Source organism: Maricurvus nonylphenolicus, from assembly GCF_042854845.1.
Lineage (GTDB): Bacteria > Pseudomonadota > Gammaproteobacteria > Pseudomonadales > Cellvibrionaceae > Maricurvus > Maricurvus nonylphenolicus.
Map to the genome: position 1 here is coordinate 1,047,022 of NZ_AP031498.1, position 18,764 is coordinate 1,065,785.

At 47.2% G+C, this 18,764-nt stretch carries 16 protein-coding genes; 11 read left to right on the forward strand and 5 right to left on the reverse strand.

Features of this window, described 5'->3' with window-relative positions:
• Window positions 1-39: 39 nt before the first annotated feature.
• A complete protein-coding gene (locus ACGHZ6_RS04370; protein WP_390617586.1) occupies window positions 40-732 on the reverse strand; it encodes a Crp/Fnr family transcriptional regulator in 693 nt (230 codons plus the stop codon).
• Window positions 733-844: 112 nt separating this feature from the next.
• Here ACGHZ6_RS04370 and ACGHZ6_RS04375 point away from each other — a divergent pair, with 112 nt between their 5' ends.
• Window positions 845-2,155 (forward strand): MFS transporter, encoded by a 1,311-nt coding sequence (locus tag ACGHZ6_RS04375; protein WP_390617588.1) that lies wholly within the window; start codon window positions 845-847, stop codon window positions 2,153-2,155.
• Here the strand turns inward: ACGHZ6_RS04375 and ACGHZ6_RS04380 are convergent.
• Entirely contained in the window at window positions 2,152-2,982 is an 831-nt protein-coding gene (locus ACGHZ6_RS04380; protein ID WP_390617589.1) for a universal stress protein, read from the reverse strand. The genes ACGHZ6_RS04375 and ACGHZ6_RS04380 overlap by 4 nt on opposite strands.
• A 285-nt stretch (window positions 2,983-3,267) precedes the next feature.
• Here ACGHZ6_RS04380 and ACGHZ6_RS04385 point away from each other — a divergent pair, with 285 nt between their 5' ends.
• Window positions 3,268-4,881, forward strand: a complete 1,614-nt coding sequence (locus ACGHZ6_RS04385) for a class I adenylate-forming enzyme family protein (RefSeq protein ID WP_390617590.1) — start codon at window positions 3,268-3,270, stop codon at window positions 4,879-4,881.
• Between the two features lie 12 nt (window positions 4,882-4,893).
• On the opposite strand, the gene ACGHZ6_RS04390 is transcribed toward ACGHZ6_RS04385, so the two are convergent.
• The 3 genes from ACGHZ6_RS04390 to ACGHZ6_RS04400 all read right to left on the reverse strand — a co-directional run bounded on the left by ACGHZ6_RS04390 (window position 4,894) and on the right by ACGHZ6_RS04400 (window position 9,198).
• The gene (locus ACGHZ6_RS04390) at window positions 4,894-5,721 is read right to left on the reverse strand and encodes a hypothetical protein (protein ID WP_390617591.1); all 828 of its coding nucleotides are present in this window, start codon (window positions 5,719-5,721) and stop codon (window positions 4,894-4,896) included.
• A gap of 130 nt (window positions 5,722-5,851) precedes the next feature.
• Window positions 5,852-7,066 carry a catalase family protein gene (locus tag ACGHZ6_RS04395; protein WP_390617592.1) on the reverse strand — a complete coding sequence of 405 codons (1,215 nt, stop codon included), beginning with the start codon at window positions 7,064-7,066 and terminating at the stop codon, window positions 5,852-5,854.
• Window positions 7,066-9,198, reverse strand: coding sequence for a di-heme-cytochrome C peroxidase (locus ACGHZ6_RS04400; protein WP_390617593.1), 2,133 nt, complete (start codon window positions 9,196-9,198; stop codon window positions 7,066-7,068). The genes ACGHZ6_RS04395 and ACGHZ6_RS04400 overlap by 1 nt, the downstream gene beginning before the upstream one ends.
• Before the next feature lie 394 nt (window positions 9,199-9,592).
• On the opposite strand from ACGHZ6_RS04400, the gene ACGHZ6_RS04405 reads away from it, so the two are divergent.
• From ACGHZ6_RS04405 to ACGHZ6_RS04445, 9 genes are all read left to right on the forward strand, one after another.
• A complete protein-coding gene (locus ACGHZ6_RS04405) occupies window positions 9,593-11,305 on the forward strand; it encodes a diguanylate cyclase (RefSeq protein ID WP_390617594.1) in 1,713 nt (570 codons plus the stop codon).
• 20 nt (window positions 11,306-11,325) lie between these two features.
• The gene (locus tag ACGHZ6_RS04410) at window positions 11,326-11,751 is read left to right on the forward strand and encodes a GNAT family N-acetyltransferase (protein WP_390617595.1); all 426 of its coding nucleotides are present in this window, start codon (window positions 11,326-11,328) and stop codon (window positions 11,749-11,751) included.
• Window positions 11,752-11,775: 24 nt separating this feature from the next.
• A complete protein-coding gene (locus tag ACGHZ6_RS04415) occupies window positions 11,776-12,156 on the forward strand; it encodes a GFA family protein (protein WP_390617596.1) in 381 nt (126 codons plus the stop codon).
• A gap of 5 nt (window positions 12,157-12,161) precedes the next feature.
• Window positions 12,162-12,449, forward strand: coding sequence for an antibiotic biosynthesis monooxygenase family protein (locus ACGHZ6_RS04420; protein ID WP_390617597.1), 288 nt, complete (start codon window positions 12,162-12,164; stop codon window positions 12,447-12,449).
• Between the two features lie 78 nt (window positions 12,450-12,527).
• Window positions 12,528-12,929, forward strand: a complete 402-nt coding sequence (locus ACGHZ6_RS04425; RefSeq protein ID WP_390617598.1) for a hypothetical protein — start codon at window positions 12,528-12,530, stop codon at window positions 12,927-12,929.
• A 254-nt stretch (window positions 12,930-13,183) separates the two neighbouring features.
• Window positions 13,184-15,103: an NAD(P)-binding protein gene (locus ACGHZ6_RS04430; protein WP_390617599.1), complete on the forward strand. Its 1,920-nt coding sequence runs from the start codon at window positions 13,184-13,186 to the stop codon at window positions 15,101-15,103.
• Window positions 15,104-15,123: 20 nt separating this feature from the next.
• Window positions 15,124-15,564: a hypothetical protein gene (locus ACGHZ6_RS04435; RefSeq protein ID WP_390617600.1), complete on the forward strand. Its 441-nt coding sequence runs from the start codon at window positions 15,124-15,126 to the stop codon at window positions 15,562-15,564.
• 83 nt (window positions 15,565-15,647) lie between these two features.
• Window positions 15,648-16,118, forward strand: a complete 471-nt coding sequence (locus tag ACGHZ6_RS04440) for a hypothetical protein (RefSeq protein ID WP_390617601.1) — start codon at window positions 15,648-15,650, stop codon at window positions 16,116-16,118.
• A gap of 216 nt (window positions 16,119-16,334) precedes the next feature.
• Complete coding sequence (locus tag ACGHZ6_RS04445) at window positions 16,335-18,719, forward strand: TonB-dependent receptor (RefSeq protein WP_390617602.1); 2,385 nt, start codon at window positions 16,335-16,337, stop codon at window positions 18,717-18,719.
• The last annotated feature ends 45 nt before the right edge of the window (window positions 18,720-18,764 follow it).

Here is an 18,764-nt window from a genome sequence, read left to right on the forward strand (position 1 = left end):
GAGTTTACGGTGGGGCCATGTGCCCCGCCGTTTTTTGTATTATGAAATGCTAGCTTTATCCGATAGCCGTTGGAGATCGTTAACAATTAATGTGCCATATTGATTTTCCACGATCCCTTCAGCTTCCCAGGCTTTGAGGACTTTATTGATGGATTGCCTTGTGGCTCCCAGTAATTCCGCTAAATGATCCTGGGTGCATTCCAGGCGATAGTGTTGGTTGGTGTTATCCGTATCTGGATCCAGCTCTCTGGTCACCAGTCGGCATAATCGAATTGCCAGGCGCGTTTCCAAGTCCTGGGTAGAGATAGATATAACGTAATTATTCATCCACAACAATTTGTGGCTGAAACCGATTAACATAGCTTCGTCAATTTCCGGGTAGGTATCCCGTAAACTGTTAAATGCATCTATGCTTATAAAGCCAAGCTGGGCATCGCCCAACGCTTGAGTTGTTTGAGGCAGTGGGGCATGGGTAAGAATATTGGCTTCCCCTAATAGATCGGGGGCTGAAAATATATTGAGGGATACTTGCTTGCCGCTGGGGGAGGTGACAAATGCTTTGATCCGGCCTTGTTGTATCTCATAAATGCCTTCGGGCTGACTTCCTTGCTGAAAAAGAATATCACCATCTTTTAAATGCAGGGTTTTCATCTGCTTATGCAAAGCGCTTTGTACTTTGGCTGGCAGCTTCTCCATCCAAATATATCTTGGACGAGACAGGTCAGTTACCATAGGCGGCCCCTCCTAAACTGAAGTGTATACCAAATATAAGCCAGTGATCATATCATGATATTATTTAAAGGTTATAGAGAGGCCTTTTTTAATAAGCCAAAGAGTAGACTTAATGGCGCTAAGTAAAAAAGCAATGGCCGCACTAAGTGTTCCTGGGATCCCCATGTACGCGCTTATGATGCCGCTGGTCATATTTATACCCCCTTATTATGCAGAGCATATGGGGCTTGGCATGGCTGCCGTTGGCACTATATTCACATTAGGTCGCCTGTTTGATGTGATCAGTGACCCCTTTGCCGGGGCCTTGATGGAAAAGACCCGCGTCTATATCCCCAAACAGGGGTGGATCATGCTGGGGGCCTTACCCTTAAGCCTGGCTGTTTGGAAAATATTCTTTGCCTCTCCACCGGGCGACACAACGATATTAATGATGTGGTTGCTCGTCCTTTATGCCGCCTGGACGTTAATGAGTGTTGGCCTGTTTAGTTGGGGGAGTGAGGCAGCCGGTGACTATCATGAGCGCTCCGTCATGATGGGGGTTATCCAAATCGCAAATTTATCGGGTACTGTTCTAGTACTGGTGATCCCTGCGGTTATTGAGTTATTTGTCGACACAGAAAATATTCAATTGCTAAGAATTCGAGCCATGGGAGCAGCGATCTTACTGTTGTTACCGATCGCTTTAACGATAAACTGGTTTTATGCACCGCGTGCCAAGGGCACAGTATCACCGACAAAAGAACCTGTTTGGGCCGCGTTTAAGGGGGCTTTAGCGAATGTATCTTTTCGAAGACTGATTGCGGCTGACCTTTTTGTAGGACTTATTTCAGGTACGCAAACCGCTATTATCGTTTTCTTTGTGGAAATCGTACTAAGGCTGGATGGACATGCGGCTCTGCTACAGTTATTGGCATTGACGGCATCTTTGCTAGGGGTGCCCGTTTTTATTCACTTGTCTGCTAAATTGGAAAAACATAAGACCCTCTGTATCGCAGTCTGTCTTACAGCCTGTGCTGCCATTTTAGCCAGTCAGATGGCTGTGGAATCGCTGTTCTTGGCTGTGTTCTGTTATATCTTGTTTGGGTTCCCCATGGGGGCAGCGCAAATGCTACCCCGAGCCATCATGGCTGATGTGGTTGATGAGGCCAGGTTGAAATCCGGTGATTCTCAAACTGCCCTCTATTTTTCATTTCTAACGACGACCTTTAAGCTGGGTCTTGGGTTAGGTGTAGGGGTTACCTATTTCCTCGCTGGCCTTGCTGAGTTTGACCCTGCTACAGCGCGATTGGATGATTCTGCGCACTGGGTTATACGCGCTATGGTTGGCGGTTTACCATTGATGTTTGCGGCTATCATCCTAACGCTTATGTGGCACTACCCTCTCAATCGGCGTCGTTATGAAGAGATGCGTGATTGCAGTTAAACCATTAAAATACTTCTATCAATGCGGTCGATGATTTTTTCAATCAGATTGCCACGTAATGCCCCGCTCAATCCCTGGCGTTGTTGGTTGGCAATTACGATTAAATCAGCATCAATAGCATCCGCTGTTTCACTGATGACATCTTCAGGCTCACCACACTTAACATGAATATTGCTGTTTTCGATACCAGACATAAGAGCAATATTACTGCGGTCAGGGAATTCCATTGAGTCGTTGTAGGCGTTAACGGCATGAACTTCCAGATCGAACAATGCAGCAAAGTTTTGCGCTTTTTCTGCTACACGTTGGTTGCGTTCACGATAAGACTGGTCCTGAAACTTTAAAGTGCAGAGTATGCGCTTAACTTGAGAATAATCCTGATCTGCAGCGATTAGAATCGGGTTGCTGGATTTTCTCAGCAGTTTCCACTTTTCATCCGCTAAAAACTTGCCAGGCAACTCGCTATAGTAAGGGATTATCGTTAAGGTTGCTGAAAATTCCTTGTTGATATGCAGGATAGATTCATCCCACTCAGGACTCCAGGCCGTGATTGTGTTGTAGGGGATGTTAAGCCTGGTTAAGGGTTGATGAACATTATCGTTTATCCAGGCGTCCGAAAAACTAAATGTCTTTCTGTTGTGATTCTCTTTTGATGTCGATGCCAGGACGATAATCAGTCGAAATAATTTGTCCTTTGGCGCTGAGGATGCCATAGCGACAAAGTTGTCTAAAGCGGGTTGATGATCATGGCTGGGGTCAACCACGACAACCACGGTTTTTTGTTCGTCACTCTCTCTTATGCTGTTATCTGCTTTTATAGTTTTCATACATTAACTCTTCGGTAATTCAGCTGTGATCTTTTGTTGCAAGTAGGGTTTATGATCTTACCTTCAAATAAAGCGCTGAAATGTAAGGTAAGTGACAGATTGGCGCAGGTCGGCTCAATATAGTGGATCTAAGAGAACTAGGGTCTCTCCGGTCGAGATTGTGTCTCGCCTTTAGGGGGGATCTCTGCCCCTTTTTTTATTCTTTTTCAGAGTCTTTGCCTGGTTATATAAAATACTTCTATGAATATTTTAGAAAATTCAAGCCTACCTAATTGCAATATAAATATGAGCGATATCAATCTCGAGTTTGATGATCGTACATTAGCCCAGCATGTTGAAAATCACGCAAGTATCCGTGGTGAATTGCCTGCTATGGTTTTTGGTAATCTTAAAATTAGCTACCGTGATTACGATGCAATGGCATCGAGGTTGGCTAATGCGTTGGCCGATCATGGTGTTAATGCCGGGGATGTTATTGGTATCCATCTGCCTAATATCCCGCTATATGCTGTTACCCTGGTTGCGGCCAGCAAGTTAGGTTGCATTGCTACAAGCATTTCGCCTCTACTGTCACCCTCTGAAATTGATTTTCAGATCCGGGATGCCAATATTAAGGTAGTGTTGACTCTGGATTTGTTTGCTGGGATTTATGCTGCGATGGATAATCCTCCCGCGGCGCTTTCGACAGTTTTGTTATGCAGCATTACCGATCCAACTGGAATGGGAGACGTTGCTCTTCCTGATTCCCAAGCCGTGACATTAATGTCCTATTCAGCATTTGTTGATGGCTGCCCAGGTGTCTTTCAAGCGAAAGATGTGCACTGGAATGACACGTTTATGCTGCAGTATACCGGTGGGACGACAGGTAAACCCAAGGGGGCTCAGTTATCTGTCAGGAATGTTATGCATAATGCATTACAGTATTCTGCTGCTGCGCCTTGGACGGTTGGAGAAGAGGTAGTTGCCAGTGCATTCCCATTTTTCCATGTCGGTGGTTTATCCATAGTGTTTTATTCGGCGTTGTGTGGCGGCATGATGCTGTTGATTCCCGACCCTAGGAATACAGAGTATTTCTGCCAACAGATGCAAGCCAATCCTCCGACGGTAATGGGGGCTGTGCCTGCTCTGTATGACATGTTGTTACAAGATCCGTTATTCAAGCAGCTTGATTTTTCACGATTGCGAATCGCCTATACGGCCGCAGCCCCTTTAACGAGCTCTACGTTTTCGGCCTTAAACCAGGAGCTTGGCGATGGCAAGATATCCGACTTGTTTGGCATGACAGAAACCAGCCCTTGTTTCGTCACCAATCCACCGCAATGCTATAAGGTGGGCTCTGTGGGATTGCCTGTACCTGGCACCGAGGTGAAGATCGTCAGTCTGGATGACGCTAAAACAGAGATGCCAGTCGGTGAGGCGGGCGAGATTTGTGCATCTGGTCCGCAGGTCATGAAAGGTTACTTAAACTTGCCGCAGGAAACCGCCAATGCTCTGCAAGAAATGGACGGTAAAGTTTGGATGTGTACCGGGGATGTAGGGTACCTTGATGAGGATGGTTATCTATTCCTGTGTGATCGCGCCAAGGATATGTTAATTGTCGGTGGCTATAAGGTATTTTCGGTAGAGGTAGAAGATAAATTACAGTCTATGCCGGAGATTGCCATGTCGGCGGTTATTGGCAAGAAAGATCCAAAGCGTCCTGGCAATGAGATAGTTACTCTATATGTACAGCTCGATCCTGCCTTTATGGACGCCGATCACGAGGAAATTAAACAATCGATTAAGGACTATTGCTCTTCCAATATGGCTGCCTACAAGGTACCGAAAGAAATTAACATTATTGATGAAATTCCCTTAACTCCTGTGGGTAAGATCGATAAGAAGAGTTTGCGTAAATAGCACGGCGAAGAATTATTTCTCTGGACTTGCGGCAGCTTCGGCTGCCTTTTTTTGTTGGCATTGCATATGAAATAATTCGGGTTGATCTCGTTTAAGCTCCCTGATAATAGTCGTATGTTTGTTGGCCATTGCTTGGGCTTTTTCTTTCCCTAAACTTGTTGCGGAATAAGCGATATAGAAATAGACACACCCCATGGGATATACCATTTCTATATCCAAGCCGAGTTCACTTGTGGGGCTAATATGCTCAAGTAGAAACGAAGAGGTCAGGATAATGTCCAGGCGCTCTGCCTTGAGCATATGCAGTAATGTTGTATTGTCCGGAAACTGTTGATAGTTGAAGCCTGAACCAAACAGGTAACGATCAATGTAGGGGATGGCTCTTATGATACCGAGCCTTAGTGACTTTGCCTCATCAAGCTTGTTGATTTCAATGGCACGTGATTTCAGTGCAGCTAAATTGAGGCCCATCGCGTGCTGAGGTTCTTGCGTTAATATCAGTGATTCGGGAAGTTCCTTGACATTCATAATACCGATATCTGATGTCATAACGACCAAGGTGTCGATTGAACCGTCCGCAGCCAGTTGGATATTACGCAAGTAAGGGTTGTTGATAAGCTCCACCTGGTATCCCAGCCTGTCGTAAATCGCTTGATGGCGTTTACGTACGTGTTTTCTGGCTGATTTTATTAGCTCATCTTCGTTGTTAAGGGCGGTACCAAATTTCAAAACTGGTTTAGCCGTTTCATCGCCATAGAGCGCGCTGGAGCCAAAAGTCAGCATGCCTAGTAATGTCAGTGCTATGGGTAAACTATGTTTTGTACGTCTTAAGTATTTCATAGCTTTTTAATAGTGCTTTATAGTCTATAGCTATTAGTGGGGAGTTAAGTATTTAGTATAGTGCATTCCTGATGCAAGCTTATAAAAAGAAAAGGCGCCTGGAAAGGCGCCTTAACTGGGTAGGGGTGAACTATTTATTCTGGTAGTACTGGGAGTCGAAGCTGTATTTGATCTCCGGCTTGTCGGTATAGGTATGGAAAATCTTATCGATATCGCAGCTACCCTTACCATCAATGCACCAGCTGTCAGGCTCAAACTGCTTGGCGCCATTTTTATTGTGACGGAACTGGGATACAGCGTGGTACACCAAGCGGCGGGAGCGATTCAGGCTGCCTAATGGTTGCCATTCATTCACGCCGTGCCAGGGGTTCATGGAAATATTCTCACAGAAGGTCATCTGTGCTTCGCTGGTAAAGGTTTGCGGTGGAATATTGACTCGCGCGATGGGGATAAACGGCGAATCTTTTTCCGACCAGATGACAGTTGCATCATCTAGAGGCATATCCTTACCGGCTTTTTTCTCCTGCACCATAAAGTCAAAACAGGCAGCACCTGTCTGTAACTGTTTTTGCATTACTTCGGTGAGGTAATCATTGTCGTCGGTATTGTCAGGCTTGTCGAAGGTCATGCCCGGGCAGGCCTTGGCGGAGAACTTTAAGATGGTGTCGCCCAGTTGGTAGGGCGTCATCGAAAAGTATTGTGGCTTCAGTGGCGTTTCGATCACTGCAGACACCGCTTGCTTGGCCCGGTAGAGCTGTTTCGGGTGAATGTGCGGTGGCCACAGACCGATAAACCAACCGGTGCGATCAAGCTTGGCCAAGGATTTCATATCTTCGATATAGTCGTAGATATTGCGGTGGAAAAACGCCGGCGTGTTGGCCATGACAAAGTCTTGGGTTTTGGGGCCGTGTAATTCCGGCGCAATCTTTTCGCCATCCACATTGATCAGTTTAATGGCCATGCCGCGGGCATCCGGTTTTTTGTCGGCTTGCACGGTCATATCACCATTGGAAAAGCGTACCCAGGCTTGATACTCACGCCCGGGTTGTGAAAATACGCTGTGTTGGAAGTGCTCGGGGATATCGCCGTTAACGCTGAAGGTGGCGCGTACACAACCGGTGGCCTTGGCGTGGGCATCGCGCCGGTAGGGCAGGCCATTAACCTTCTCGGCAGCTTCAGAAATCATCGGCCCCAGGCGCATGGCTGTTTGAATCGCCTCAATTTCCTGCGGGGCAATATCCATACCCAGGGTATCGACAATGATCGGTGATTGTTCGGCGTTAGCGCTTAAAGGTATCGCGGCTAACAGGGCTGCGTTTATGGCTAATCGGGTAAATGTTTTCATTAGTTGTTCTCCTGGGTAGTGCTGGCAACGGAGAAGGTATGTGGTTGCGCCGGTTTGGTGATTTGGTGGCGCGTATGGGATTTCTCGCAGGAGGTCTGCATCAACGCCAATTCAGGTGCTTGGGAGTACTTGGCCCAGTTTTGTGGATCACCGCCCAAGGCTTGATCAAAGTCCGGGTTGCCCATGACTTTCAGATATTCCAGCAGGGCAAATTTTTCTTCTTCACTCAACAGGCGACCGATACGGCCGGGCATATCAAGATCGGTAAACAGGTGACCGGTATTACGGTTACCGTCTATCGCGGTATCGTGGTGGAAACTTCCAGACCGTTTGTCAGTTACATAACCCAGACGTGAAGGGTTGTATTCGCGGTTGCCGACATAGAAATTGGTTGGGCGTTCACGCAGAGGCGACAGTAAGTCATAAATGGTGGGAACCGAACCGTTGTGCAAAAACGGCGGCGTGGCCCAAACACCATGTAGTGGACGGGCTTTATAGGCACGTATATTTTCGATGCGGAAGGGCACATTTAAACCGTCGAAATCGGCAATATCCTCGGTAGGAATACCCCAGCGTTCATACATCAACGGTACCAACTCATTGAGCAGTAGCTGCAAGCCCTGTCCGGCGCTTACAGGTTCTGATCCTGGCACCAGTTTGCTGGCGTCGTAGCGGTTATCGATAAAGTTATCCACCAGTTTGGGGTCGGTGCCAATGGATTCAGAATCTATCCAGGGCACAGCCCAGATCTTGCTGCGTTCATCTTTACGAAAGGGCTTGTCTTCGACACGGGTAATCTCACCGTCCATATCCCATTTCCAATTCACGCCAATCTGGCCTTTGATATTGGGATCTTGTTGATCGGCAACAGGCCAGAAATAGGGATCGGTAATGTGCGGGCCGTGACAGCGCTGGCAATTCTCGGCAAACAGTTGCTTACCGTGGGTGGCCTTGCTGGTATCAATGGTGCCGAGAATCTCTTCCGGCCATTTGGGGGGCTCCAGTTTTCGCAGCAAACCTTCGGCGCAGTGCAAGCCGTCGATATCTACCGCCGACTGACCAAACTCTTCACCGGTTAATAAGTTACCGTCTTCATCGACCAGTTTTAGTGGCGCCAGTACACCCAGGCTTTCACCCACATTGCGGGCCATGGCCTGGTTGGTAAAGCCGGTGTATTGCACCCAGTCAAAGCGCCAGATATCCCACAGGAAGGGGTAGCTGGCCGGGGCATCGGCCTTGCGGAAGTTTTCCGGTGCATTCAGGTCGTAGCCAAAGACAATATTGGCAATGCGCCCCACAGCATCGGTACGGCCACGGCCTTCCTCTACCGGGTAGAATTTGGGGGAGCCTGCGGTGGTAATAAAGTGTTTCAGTTTACCCGCGTATTGCCACAGATCTTGTTTTAGCTGTTCGCGTTTCGCTTCGTCTTTACCGACTAAGCGGGTGGCAAAACGATCCCATTTGTTGGGGTTAAACAGCGTTTCGATAATGGAGGCACCCAGGGTGGTGATAAATTCACCCTGCTTGGCATTGGGGATACTTTGCACCGCTTGGCCGCCGTCAATGCGCAAGGCTGCACCTTGATAGTGCAATTCGCCGGTGTGGCAAGCGGCGCAACCGATATCGAGAATTTCCTTGCCGCTTGCCGGGTCGATATGTCTTCCCATACCCACAGGCAGGTTGCCGGGGTTGCCGCTGCTTGGCCGCTGGCCGGGATCAACCACAAAACCCCAGCCGCGCATGTTCTCTTCCGAGGCCAGGCGGTTGTGAGACAGGGGCAGCTCCAGATTAATAAACCACTGGTACTCCAGGCCGAATAACTCGGTGCCCTGCGGGGTGTAGTAAAAACGTTCGCGCTCTTCCTGGCTCCAGCCGTCATTTAAATAATGCAGGCTGTAGATATTTTCCTGGGTGAGATTGGGCGATAAGAACCGTGACAGTTGCTGGTAACCCAAGCCTATTACAACAACTGAGACGATGAGGACTCTCAGCCAGCGGGGGCCAAGTCTGTGCCAAAGGTTGATCAGGGCTTTTACCAGGTGGGCTAACCAGTGATAAATGCCGGTCAGGGCGGCGCGTATTTTGCGTATGACTGCTGTGAAAATGTCTTTCACAACGCTCGATATGGACATGCGATGCTTCCTTTCCATGGTGTTATGGTTGTTTTTATTTCCGGTGCAAGATTATAGCGGTCTGTTGTAGAAAATCTGAACTTAATGGTACTAAAGCGGGAGATACTCACTTGTTTTTGATAATGGATATCATTTGCCCGATTCGATTAAAGTTTGTCTTTTCTTTTGAACGGTCTTGCGCGAGAATCGGGGCTGTGCCCCGAAAAAAATAAAAATATTGCTGCTGCCTATCTTGCTTTTGGTTGGTTTTTGAACAATCCAGCATAGAAATAAAGAGCTTTGTGGTATCACCGATGTAAATAGTGACTAACTTGATATGTCTCGCCTGATATACATCTTGCTGCTTGTCTTTTGTTTAGGAGCCTCCGCTCGCGCAGATGTTTCAGTCATAACTGTGGATAACTTAGAGGCTGGCACTCAGCTGACCGGTTTGCAGGCAATTTGGCATGACCCGGAAGGCGAAGCCACCCTTGAGCAGGCTTGGCAGGCTAATCAACAGGGCAAATTCAAACCCTTGGATACGGCAGGTTCTACAGGTCTGCAGCCGGGCTCCTTCTGGTCTTATTTTATCCTGCGAAATACCACATCCGAACAACTGCGTTTGCATTTGGAATATGTCGATCATCAATTGATTTCGCTACAGGCATTTGATCGTCCATTACAAGCCGTGGGATTCCAGCAAATTGCCGATCTGTTTTTAGGTAATCCATTTTCCGAGCGTCCAGTGTCCCATAATCGTTTTGTGGTCGAGGTGGAATTAGCCCCGGCTGAATCGCGAGAGGTATTGGTCAGATACAATTCGGATCGCCAAGGTTATGTCTACCCCAGCATGCGTATCTGGACGCCCGCTGCTCTGCAGGCCAGTCTCACCGTAGAAACCGGTATGATGGCGTTCCTGTTTGGCGGTTTCTTTTTGATGTCGATCTTCGCGTTGGTGGCAGGCCTGGCGACCAATGAGAAAACCTTTTATGCCTACTCGGTGTATTCGTTATCGAAAATTACCGTGTGGGGCGTGATCATGGGTTATGCCCACCAGTATGTGATCACCGAGAATTTCCACTGGAGCTATATGTCCATCAGTGGTGCTGTGACCATTTTCTGCGCCCTGTTTTTTGCGCGCCTGTTTTTACAGTCCCAGCAATTTATCCCCAAGCTGGATAAATTGCTGATATTAATGATGGCGAATGCGGTGTTTCTCTTTATCACAGCACTTTTCAAGCTGACGCCGTTAACCGTTATGTCCATGACTTTCGCGCTGTTTATGTACCCGATTATGGTGGTTGTTGGATTTGCGCGATGGCGTCAGGGCTCAAAAGAAGCGGCTGTGTTTATCCTCGCCTGGGGATTGTTGATTTTTGGATTGGTCACTCAGGTACTGCGAGATGTGGGTGTGGTGGCGCCAAGCTTTGTCAATTACTACTGGCCGCCTTTAGCTTCGTTTACCGAAATGCTTACGATTATGGCCGCCATGGGCATCAAGGTACATATGTTAAGGGTGCAAAAAGAGCATGCCGAGAAAAAGTATCTGCGCAAGCTGGAAGAATCAAAAGAAGAGCTGAGAGATCTGGTAGAAGAACGCACCCATGAATTGAAGCAGGCCAAACTGCAAGCGGAGATGGAAGCCAGAACCGATTATCTGACGGGTATTGATAACCGTCGTAGCTTTATCAATAAGGCTGAAATGCGTTTAAGCCTGGCGCTGCGCCGAGAGCAACCTCTGAGTATGTTGATGATGGACTTGGATCGATTTAAGGCTATCAACGACAGCTATGGCCATGATATTGGTGATCAGGTTCTAAAAGCCTTCAGTGAGGTGGTTAAAAATACCATTCGCAGCAGTGATATTTTTGGCCGTATGGGTGGGGAAGAGTTTGCCCTTTTATTTGACGAAAGCGCTGAGGGTTCCGTAGAGATGGCCGAGCGCTTACGTCAGGAAGTAGAGCGCATTACTGTGTCCACTCCCAAGGGAGATTTACAATTTACCACCAGTATTGGCGTGGCACATTTAGGAACGGTGGGCACCCTTGAGTCAATGTTGAAACAAGCTGATATTGCACTTTACTCGGCCAAGGAAAACGGGCGTAATCAAGTGGTAAGCCAAACCTAGCCTCGCAACGTTAACAAGGGATGCTTGAAAATACAGATATGGAATATAAAGTTAACGCAGCGGTTTCTCTGGCAGACTTTAAGCAATTACTGATTAACTCCACCCTGGGTGATCGTCGGCCTATTGATGATGACGATTGTTTGCAGGGAATGCTGGCAAACAGTAACCTGATGGTGTCGGCATGGGATAACGGTCAATTGGTTGGTATTGCTCGCTCTGTAACAGATTTCCATTATGCCTGTTATTTATCGGATCTGGCTGTGTCAGCGTCTTATCAAAAACTGGGCATTGGTAAACAATTACTGCGACTGACCCAGGATCAATTAAAGCCGCAATGTAAATTAATTCTTTTGGCCGCCCCTGCTGCCAATGAATATTACGAACCTATTGGTTTTAGTCATAATCCCAGGTGCTGGGTGTTAGAGCGTGATCAATCTATTCGTTAGTTAATACCTCAAGGAAGATACATCATGATGTATAAAGGCAGCTGTCATTGCCAGGCGGTTGAATTTGAAGTGGAAGCCCCGGAGGTGTTGGAGGCTGATTACTGTAATTGTTCCATTTGCAGTAAATCAGGTTTCTTACACCTGATCGTACCCTTAAGTAAATTTAAACTGCTTAAGGGTAAAGACTCGCTAACGACTTATAGCTTTAATACCGGTGTTGCCAAGCATACCTTCTGCAAGGTGTGTGGTGTGAAACCGTTTTATACCCCGCGCTCCAATCCAGATGGTATTGATGTCAATGTTAACTGTCTGGATACAAAACCTGCGGCTGTCAATATCACCAATTTTGATGGCCAAAACTGGGAGCAACATGCCCATAAGGTCGCCCATAAAAGCAAGGAGTAGCCCCTATGTATGCCGTTATCTTTAAAGCAGAAGTTAATGAATTTGATCAGGCATATCTGGAGACGGCAAGTAGGTTAAGAGAACTTGCGCTCAATGAATACGGTTGCACAGAATTCTCGTCGTGCACGGAAGGCAAGCGCGAAATCGCCATTTCCTATTGGCCCAGTAAGCAAGCCATTCAAACCTGGAAAAATGATCCTGTCCATTTACAGGCGCAAAAACAAGGCAAAGCTAAGTGGTATAAGTCCTATCAGGTGCAGGTGGTTGAAATTATGCATCAGTATGGCGCCTGACAATTCTTGTTACGTTAATTTGTCATCGTTTTACGTTACAAACAATAGCTCATTTATCAATGTCAAAAGGAGTTTGATATGTTCCCCTGGATGTTCCCATGGCCCGATCTTAATAAATGGCCTCTGAGTGGTAATGTCACTCAAGATATCTCACCGATTACCAGTTGGTTTTCTCCGCAGTTGGAAGTTAATTTCGCCGGTAATCGGCAGCTCGAAGGATCGGTGGTTGCCGATGTCGCCAGTTACGGTAAGCAGTTAGGCATAGTTTCGGAAGCATTACTCGAAGTTGCCCATGGTGAGAAAGGCTCGGCCGTTGAAAAACTGGAGGCTCTGGTTAAGCAGATTGAAGCGGTAAAACAACAGCATAAGCATGCCTTGGGCAGTCAGGTCAAAGCGGGGTTGGAAGAACTCAAACAGAAGGATCCAGACTTATTGAAGCAGCTGCTCAGAGAGTATGCTGATCCCGTTAAATCCCCATAATTCATTGTCACTATATGACTGTCAGCCCCAGGGTGTGCTGACAGTCCTTCTCTCGTGATTTCTTACCCGGCATTCATGTCGTCTTAGGTCAATTTTGGTGTCTGAAGATGCCATGCAGCCTATTACCAATGCTCGTACACTGATCATCGTGACAGATTGAGTCGCTTGGAAACACTTCTGTATAAGCAATTGATCTGCCTCCGCTCTCTGTTTGGGGTGCTTTGTCACCCCCTTTTAAATGCCAGGTATGAGATATGACAAAAAGCATTAAGCGCCGGGATTTTATGAACGGGATGGCCTTTAGCCTGGCCGGTGCAGCATTGGCCCCGAAAACCTTGATGGCTGAGAGTATTACCCAAGCCAGAGGTATGGAATCTGGACAGCAGGAATTACCCGCTGACTACTACCCACCCACCAGAAATGGGATGCGCGGCAGCCATGAGGGCTCATATGAAGTGGCCCATGATATGGCGTGGCGGGGTGTTAAACCGGAGCGTTATGCAGATATTAATGAAGAGTATGATTTAATCGTTGTTGGTGCGGGTATCAGTGGTCTAGCGGCGGCATCCCTATATCAAAAGCATACAGGTGGTAATCAGAGAATATTAATCCTCGATAATCATGATGACTTTGGCGGTCACGCCAAGCGCAACGAATTCCACTCCCAGGGAAAAATGTTGTTGGGTTACGGTGGCAGCCAGAATCTTGAATACCCTGATGAGTACGACACCATTACTCGAGATTTTCTTGAGGAGTTGGGGGTTGATTTTGACCAGTTGGAGCAGGCTGTACATCCAGAATTTCCGGTCGCGAAAATGGATCAACCTATGGGTTTGTTTTTAGATGAGCAGAGCGAGAAAATTGTTAATGGCATGTGGCTGCCTGCTCAATATGGCAAGGGGAACTATAAAGAGCTTATTGCTCAGCTAGAGTTACCTGAAGATGAAAAACAGCGACTAATGACATTCTTTAGTGGCGGTAAAGATTACCTCGCTGACATGTCATTAAATGAGAAGCTCGAATATATCGCATCCACTAGCTACAAGGAATTTCTTGTCCACAGGGTTGGTCTCACCAATCGCGCCTTATCTTTCTCCGATTCATTTGTACGTATGTCTAATTGTGTGGGGGCAGATTCTTTGTCGTTAACGGAAGCGTTTGCCTCTGGTGCGCCGGGCTTACAATCGGTAGGTTCACTCGGAAAGTTAGCCGCAGATTTAGCCGTAGATCCTAATAATGTGTATACCGCCAGTTTCTTCCCCGATGGCAATGCCAGCATAGCTCGAATGCTTGTTAGACGTTTAATACCAGGAGTGGCTTCCGGCAATTCGATGACCGATGTGGTTACGGCAAAATTCGACTATCAAAAACTGGATGCTCCGGAAAACCTCGTAAGGCTCAGACTGAATTCCACTGTGGTAGAAGCCAGAAATCAACCTGATGGTAGCGTTACGGTTTCCTATGTGGATAAAAGTGGTAGCGCGCCTAAAAACCTACGAGTCAAAGCTAAGCACAGTATATTGGCCTGTTACAACGGCATTATTCCTCATCTGTGTCCGGAATTACCGAAGCAGCAAAAAGAGCACCTTAAATATGGTGTGAAAGCGCCTTTCCTTTACGTCAATGTTTTGATTCGTGATGGTGCTGTTATCAATAAGGCTGGAGTGAATCTATTTAACTGCCCCAATAGCCCGTTTCAGGTAGTACATGTAACGCCTTTAACCACGATGGGTGAGTACGAGCACAAGGTTGTGGATGGTGAGCCAACGGCGTTGTTTATGACAGCATCGCCACCGCCGCAGAGAGATTTGGATAACCCGAACCAAACCGTTCGTGATCTATTTAGGCAGGGGCGGTATAAGCTTTATTCAACACCTTTCTCTGACTATGAAACGGATATTAAAGAACAGCTAAATAAAATGTTTGGCCAGTTTGGCTTTGATGCAGAGAAAGACCTGGAGGCTATCACGGTTAACCGTTGGTCCCATGGTTATGCCTATGGCTATTTCGATTTATTTGACCCCGAATGGGAGCAAGGTCAGGCTCCTCACGAGCTAGGACGTAAACCTATCGGCAACATCACCATAGCTAATTCAGACTCTGAAGCTGAGGCTTATGTGAATGGCGCAGTTAAAGCTGCCTGGCGAGCGGTAAAAGAACAACTTCTTCGATAGGAATGTATTTAGGAGTAAACATGTTTAAGAATATTTTTGTTGTTGGCTTTTGTTTGTTTAATGTTGCCCTGTTTATCAGTATTGGTATTGAGGTTGCTGCGGTTACTCCCGAGCAGGCGATGGCTGAAGGTATGACGCAACGCATTTATGCAAGCATTAGTTATATTGATTACGCGATGGCCTCCCTCTGGGGTGGGATATTGGTGACGTTTTTGTTAGCTAAACGAGAAATTTTCCTGAGTGTCATGTGGTTGTATGTGGGTATATATCTCTGTGATATTCACTTTGGCTATTACATGGCGGTTGAAGAGGGGGCGCCAGAGTGGATTTATACTGCTCTAGCCCTCGTATTTGTACAGTTGATATTTTTGAATTGGCTCAATAGCAATATCAAAAAAGCGCAGGTGATTAACGTTAGGCAATCAGTTCATTCAAATGGGGTAGCCGTGGAGGCTAAATGAAGATGGTTGTGCGTGTATTTATATTGTTATTAAGTTTAGTGACTGTCTCGGCATGTCAGGCGACAACTGTAAAGGATGAAACTGTGAGTAAAGAATTTATAAATCTGTTTGATTACGAGATCCAAAACCGTGCCTTTGCGCTGGCAAGTATGGAAGCATTGGTTCGTACTGGCGATGTTAACCCTAACCTGGAATTCTTTAAGGCTTACCTGGAACTGGAGAAGCTGAACCAAAAGAAATTTTCGCCTGTTGCCAGTAAGCACCAATTGAGTGTTGAGCCAAGGTGGTGGACAAGAACGCGAACCCGGCTGGGGATGTGTATGAGCAATATAATGCCTGAAACATCGCTGAAGGTTATCCACAAAGCAACGGTAAAGTATGTAGCCCAATTACAGGCGCTTGAGGCGGTATCGCCTGAGCAGGATAAAGCGTTTTTTGCCTACGTTGTCGCTCAAGAGCAGGCACAGGCCGATGCGGTTGGCTTATTGTTAGCCGGTGAGCCTGATCAAGGTACCGCTTTATTGACGCAATTTATTGCAGAAAATGCTCAGTAAAGCCATTTGAATTCTCTCTTCAGGGGCTGCTCGGCCCCTTTTTTTGTACTTGGGGAAACTGCTGCTGTCTGAAGATGTCAATTTGGCCGTCTGAAGATGCCATGCCGACAGTATTGCTTTTCTTTACAGTGTTACTCAGCAAGAGTTGTCAATAACAAGCGGCTACTGCAGAGAGTTATTCAGAAAATACTATAATAACTATTGGAGAGTTAAGACATGAACAATGGTGTATTTCCATACAAATGGACATCCCTGGCCCTAGGGATGGCTATGTTGCCTATGGCGGGTCAGGCCCAAGAGTTTGCACTGGAAGAAATCGTCGTTACCGCACAAAAACGTGAACAAAGTTTACAGGATGTTCCTCTATCGGTTCAGGCGTTGAGTGCTGATCAGCTAGAGCAGAATGCGGTAAGTTCCATTTCCGATATCAGTAACCTGGCCCCAGGTGTATCGTTCAGTAATATTGACGATGGTGGCAATCTGGCTATTCGCGGTGTGGGTACCGAAGCTCTGGGTGTCGGCCTTGAGCAGAGTACGGCCATTTATATTGATGGTGTATACCAACCTGATATCTCCGCCATAGCCGATCTGGCCGATATTGCCCAGGTTGAGGTCCTGCGAGGCCCGCAGGGTACCATCTTTGGTCGCAACGCCGCGGCCGGTGCCATCAGTATCAGAACCAATGCGCCTACGGATGTTGTTGAAGGTTCGGTTAAGATTGGCGCTGGATCTGATGATCTGCGCACTGTCCAGGGGGTATTAAACCTACCTATTTCAGACACACTGTTGACCCGCACCAGTGTTACCTATCGTGAGCGCGATGGTTGGCAAACCAATACCGATATGCCAAATGGCCCAAATCTTTATGAACAGGATAAGCACAGTATTCGATCGCGTATTCAATGGTTGGCCTCAGATGATGTCACCGTTGAGCTAAGCCTCGATCATGCCAAACAGGACGGTACCGCAGGTGGTCTGGTTATTGAAGAAGTGGGCACGCTTGATCCTGGTGCAGGATTTAGTACAACCCACAAACTGGATGGCAGCTCAGCTTCCGGTAGCGGTACCTACAATGACGCTCTGGGAAATCTTATTGCCTTAAAACCAACACTCGAACGTGAAATTAACGGTGTTGCCGTTAATGTGGAGTGGGATATTAATGACGAGTATTCGCTATTGTCGACGACGTCATACCGTTATTCTTCTGAGTATGGTGCTGATACTGTCGGTGGTAACTTTTCTGTAGCGGCGGGTTCAATACCTTTTACCACAGGCTATGTGGGCTATGCCGAATCAAAGTTCAGGACCTATAGTCAGGAATTTCGCCTGAGTTATAGTGACGAAAGTATCGATTGGTTTGTGGGTGCGAACTATTACACCAGTAAAGCGCAGGAAGGTCTTAACTATGCATTGCCGGCCGTCGGTTGGGCGTATTACGCCGCGTCTGGCGGTACCACGCCTGGAGATTTAGCGCTGGGTACTCTCGGAGCCGCGCAGAACTACAGTAATGTCACAACCGATAGTTACGCTCTCTTTGGTGATGTGATTTTTCAACTCACTGAAAAGTTAAATATGACCGTGGGTGCGCGTTATTCCTACGACGAAAAAGAAGTCGATTGGGATGATGTTCAGCAAACTGCAGGTCAAACGCCTGGTGCAGAGCAGCTCTTCTACCCAAATATTGTTAACGGCATTACTCAAGACGGTACTAACCGACTGGCAGAGGGCAAGGATGACTGGAGTGATGTATCGGGTCGTCTGGTATTTGATTATCAGATCGCCGAGGATGCAACTGTTTATGCCGGCGTTAGTCAGGGTTATAAGTCCGGTGGTTTTAACACCGAGTTATCCTCAGGCGGCGAACCTGTGGCTTCGTTTGATAAGGAAAAAAGCACAAACTATGAAATGGGTCTGAAGTCCACTTGGATGGATGGTCGTTTATTAGCGAATGCATCGGCTTTCTTAACCGACTATAAAGATTACCAGTTCCAGGTAGCAGAACCGGGCTCCATTGCTGCCGTTAACCTGGGTGGTGATGCCGAAGTTATGGGCGTTGAGCTGGAATTTGCTTTTCAGGCGACAGAGAACTTAACGTTAGGCTTAAGCACCAGTTACCTGGATACAGAGTATATGGATGATGTATCGGTATCGGGTGCTGGCGGTACCGCCTTTGCTGTGAGAAAAGGCCAGGAGCTGGCACGCGCACCGAAGTTCTCCACCATTGCCAGTGCCGATTATCTCTACCCTCTGGGTGATGCTGGCAATCTGCGCCTGAATGCGACTTACAGTTATTCGGAAAGTTACCGACTGTCGAATGCGGATGTAGAAGGGTTGCAAGGTAATGGCATTGTGTTCGAAGAGTCGGATCTTATGTCTGGCAGCTACGGTATTCTCAATGCCCGTATCAGCCTGGAATCGGCAGACGAGCGTTGGACCGCTTCAATTTGGGGAACCAACCTGACGGATGCCGAATATCGTGATAGCTCAGGGATCAATTATGCAAACACTGTCTATGGTGACCTGGGGGGCACTATGAAGACCTATACGCGTAATGAGCCGCGTATGGTAGGTGTTGACTTCTCTTACGCTTTTGGTGGTTAAAGGCCAGTTGAGAGGTTTAAGTCGTTAATGATACAGACAGGGGAT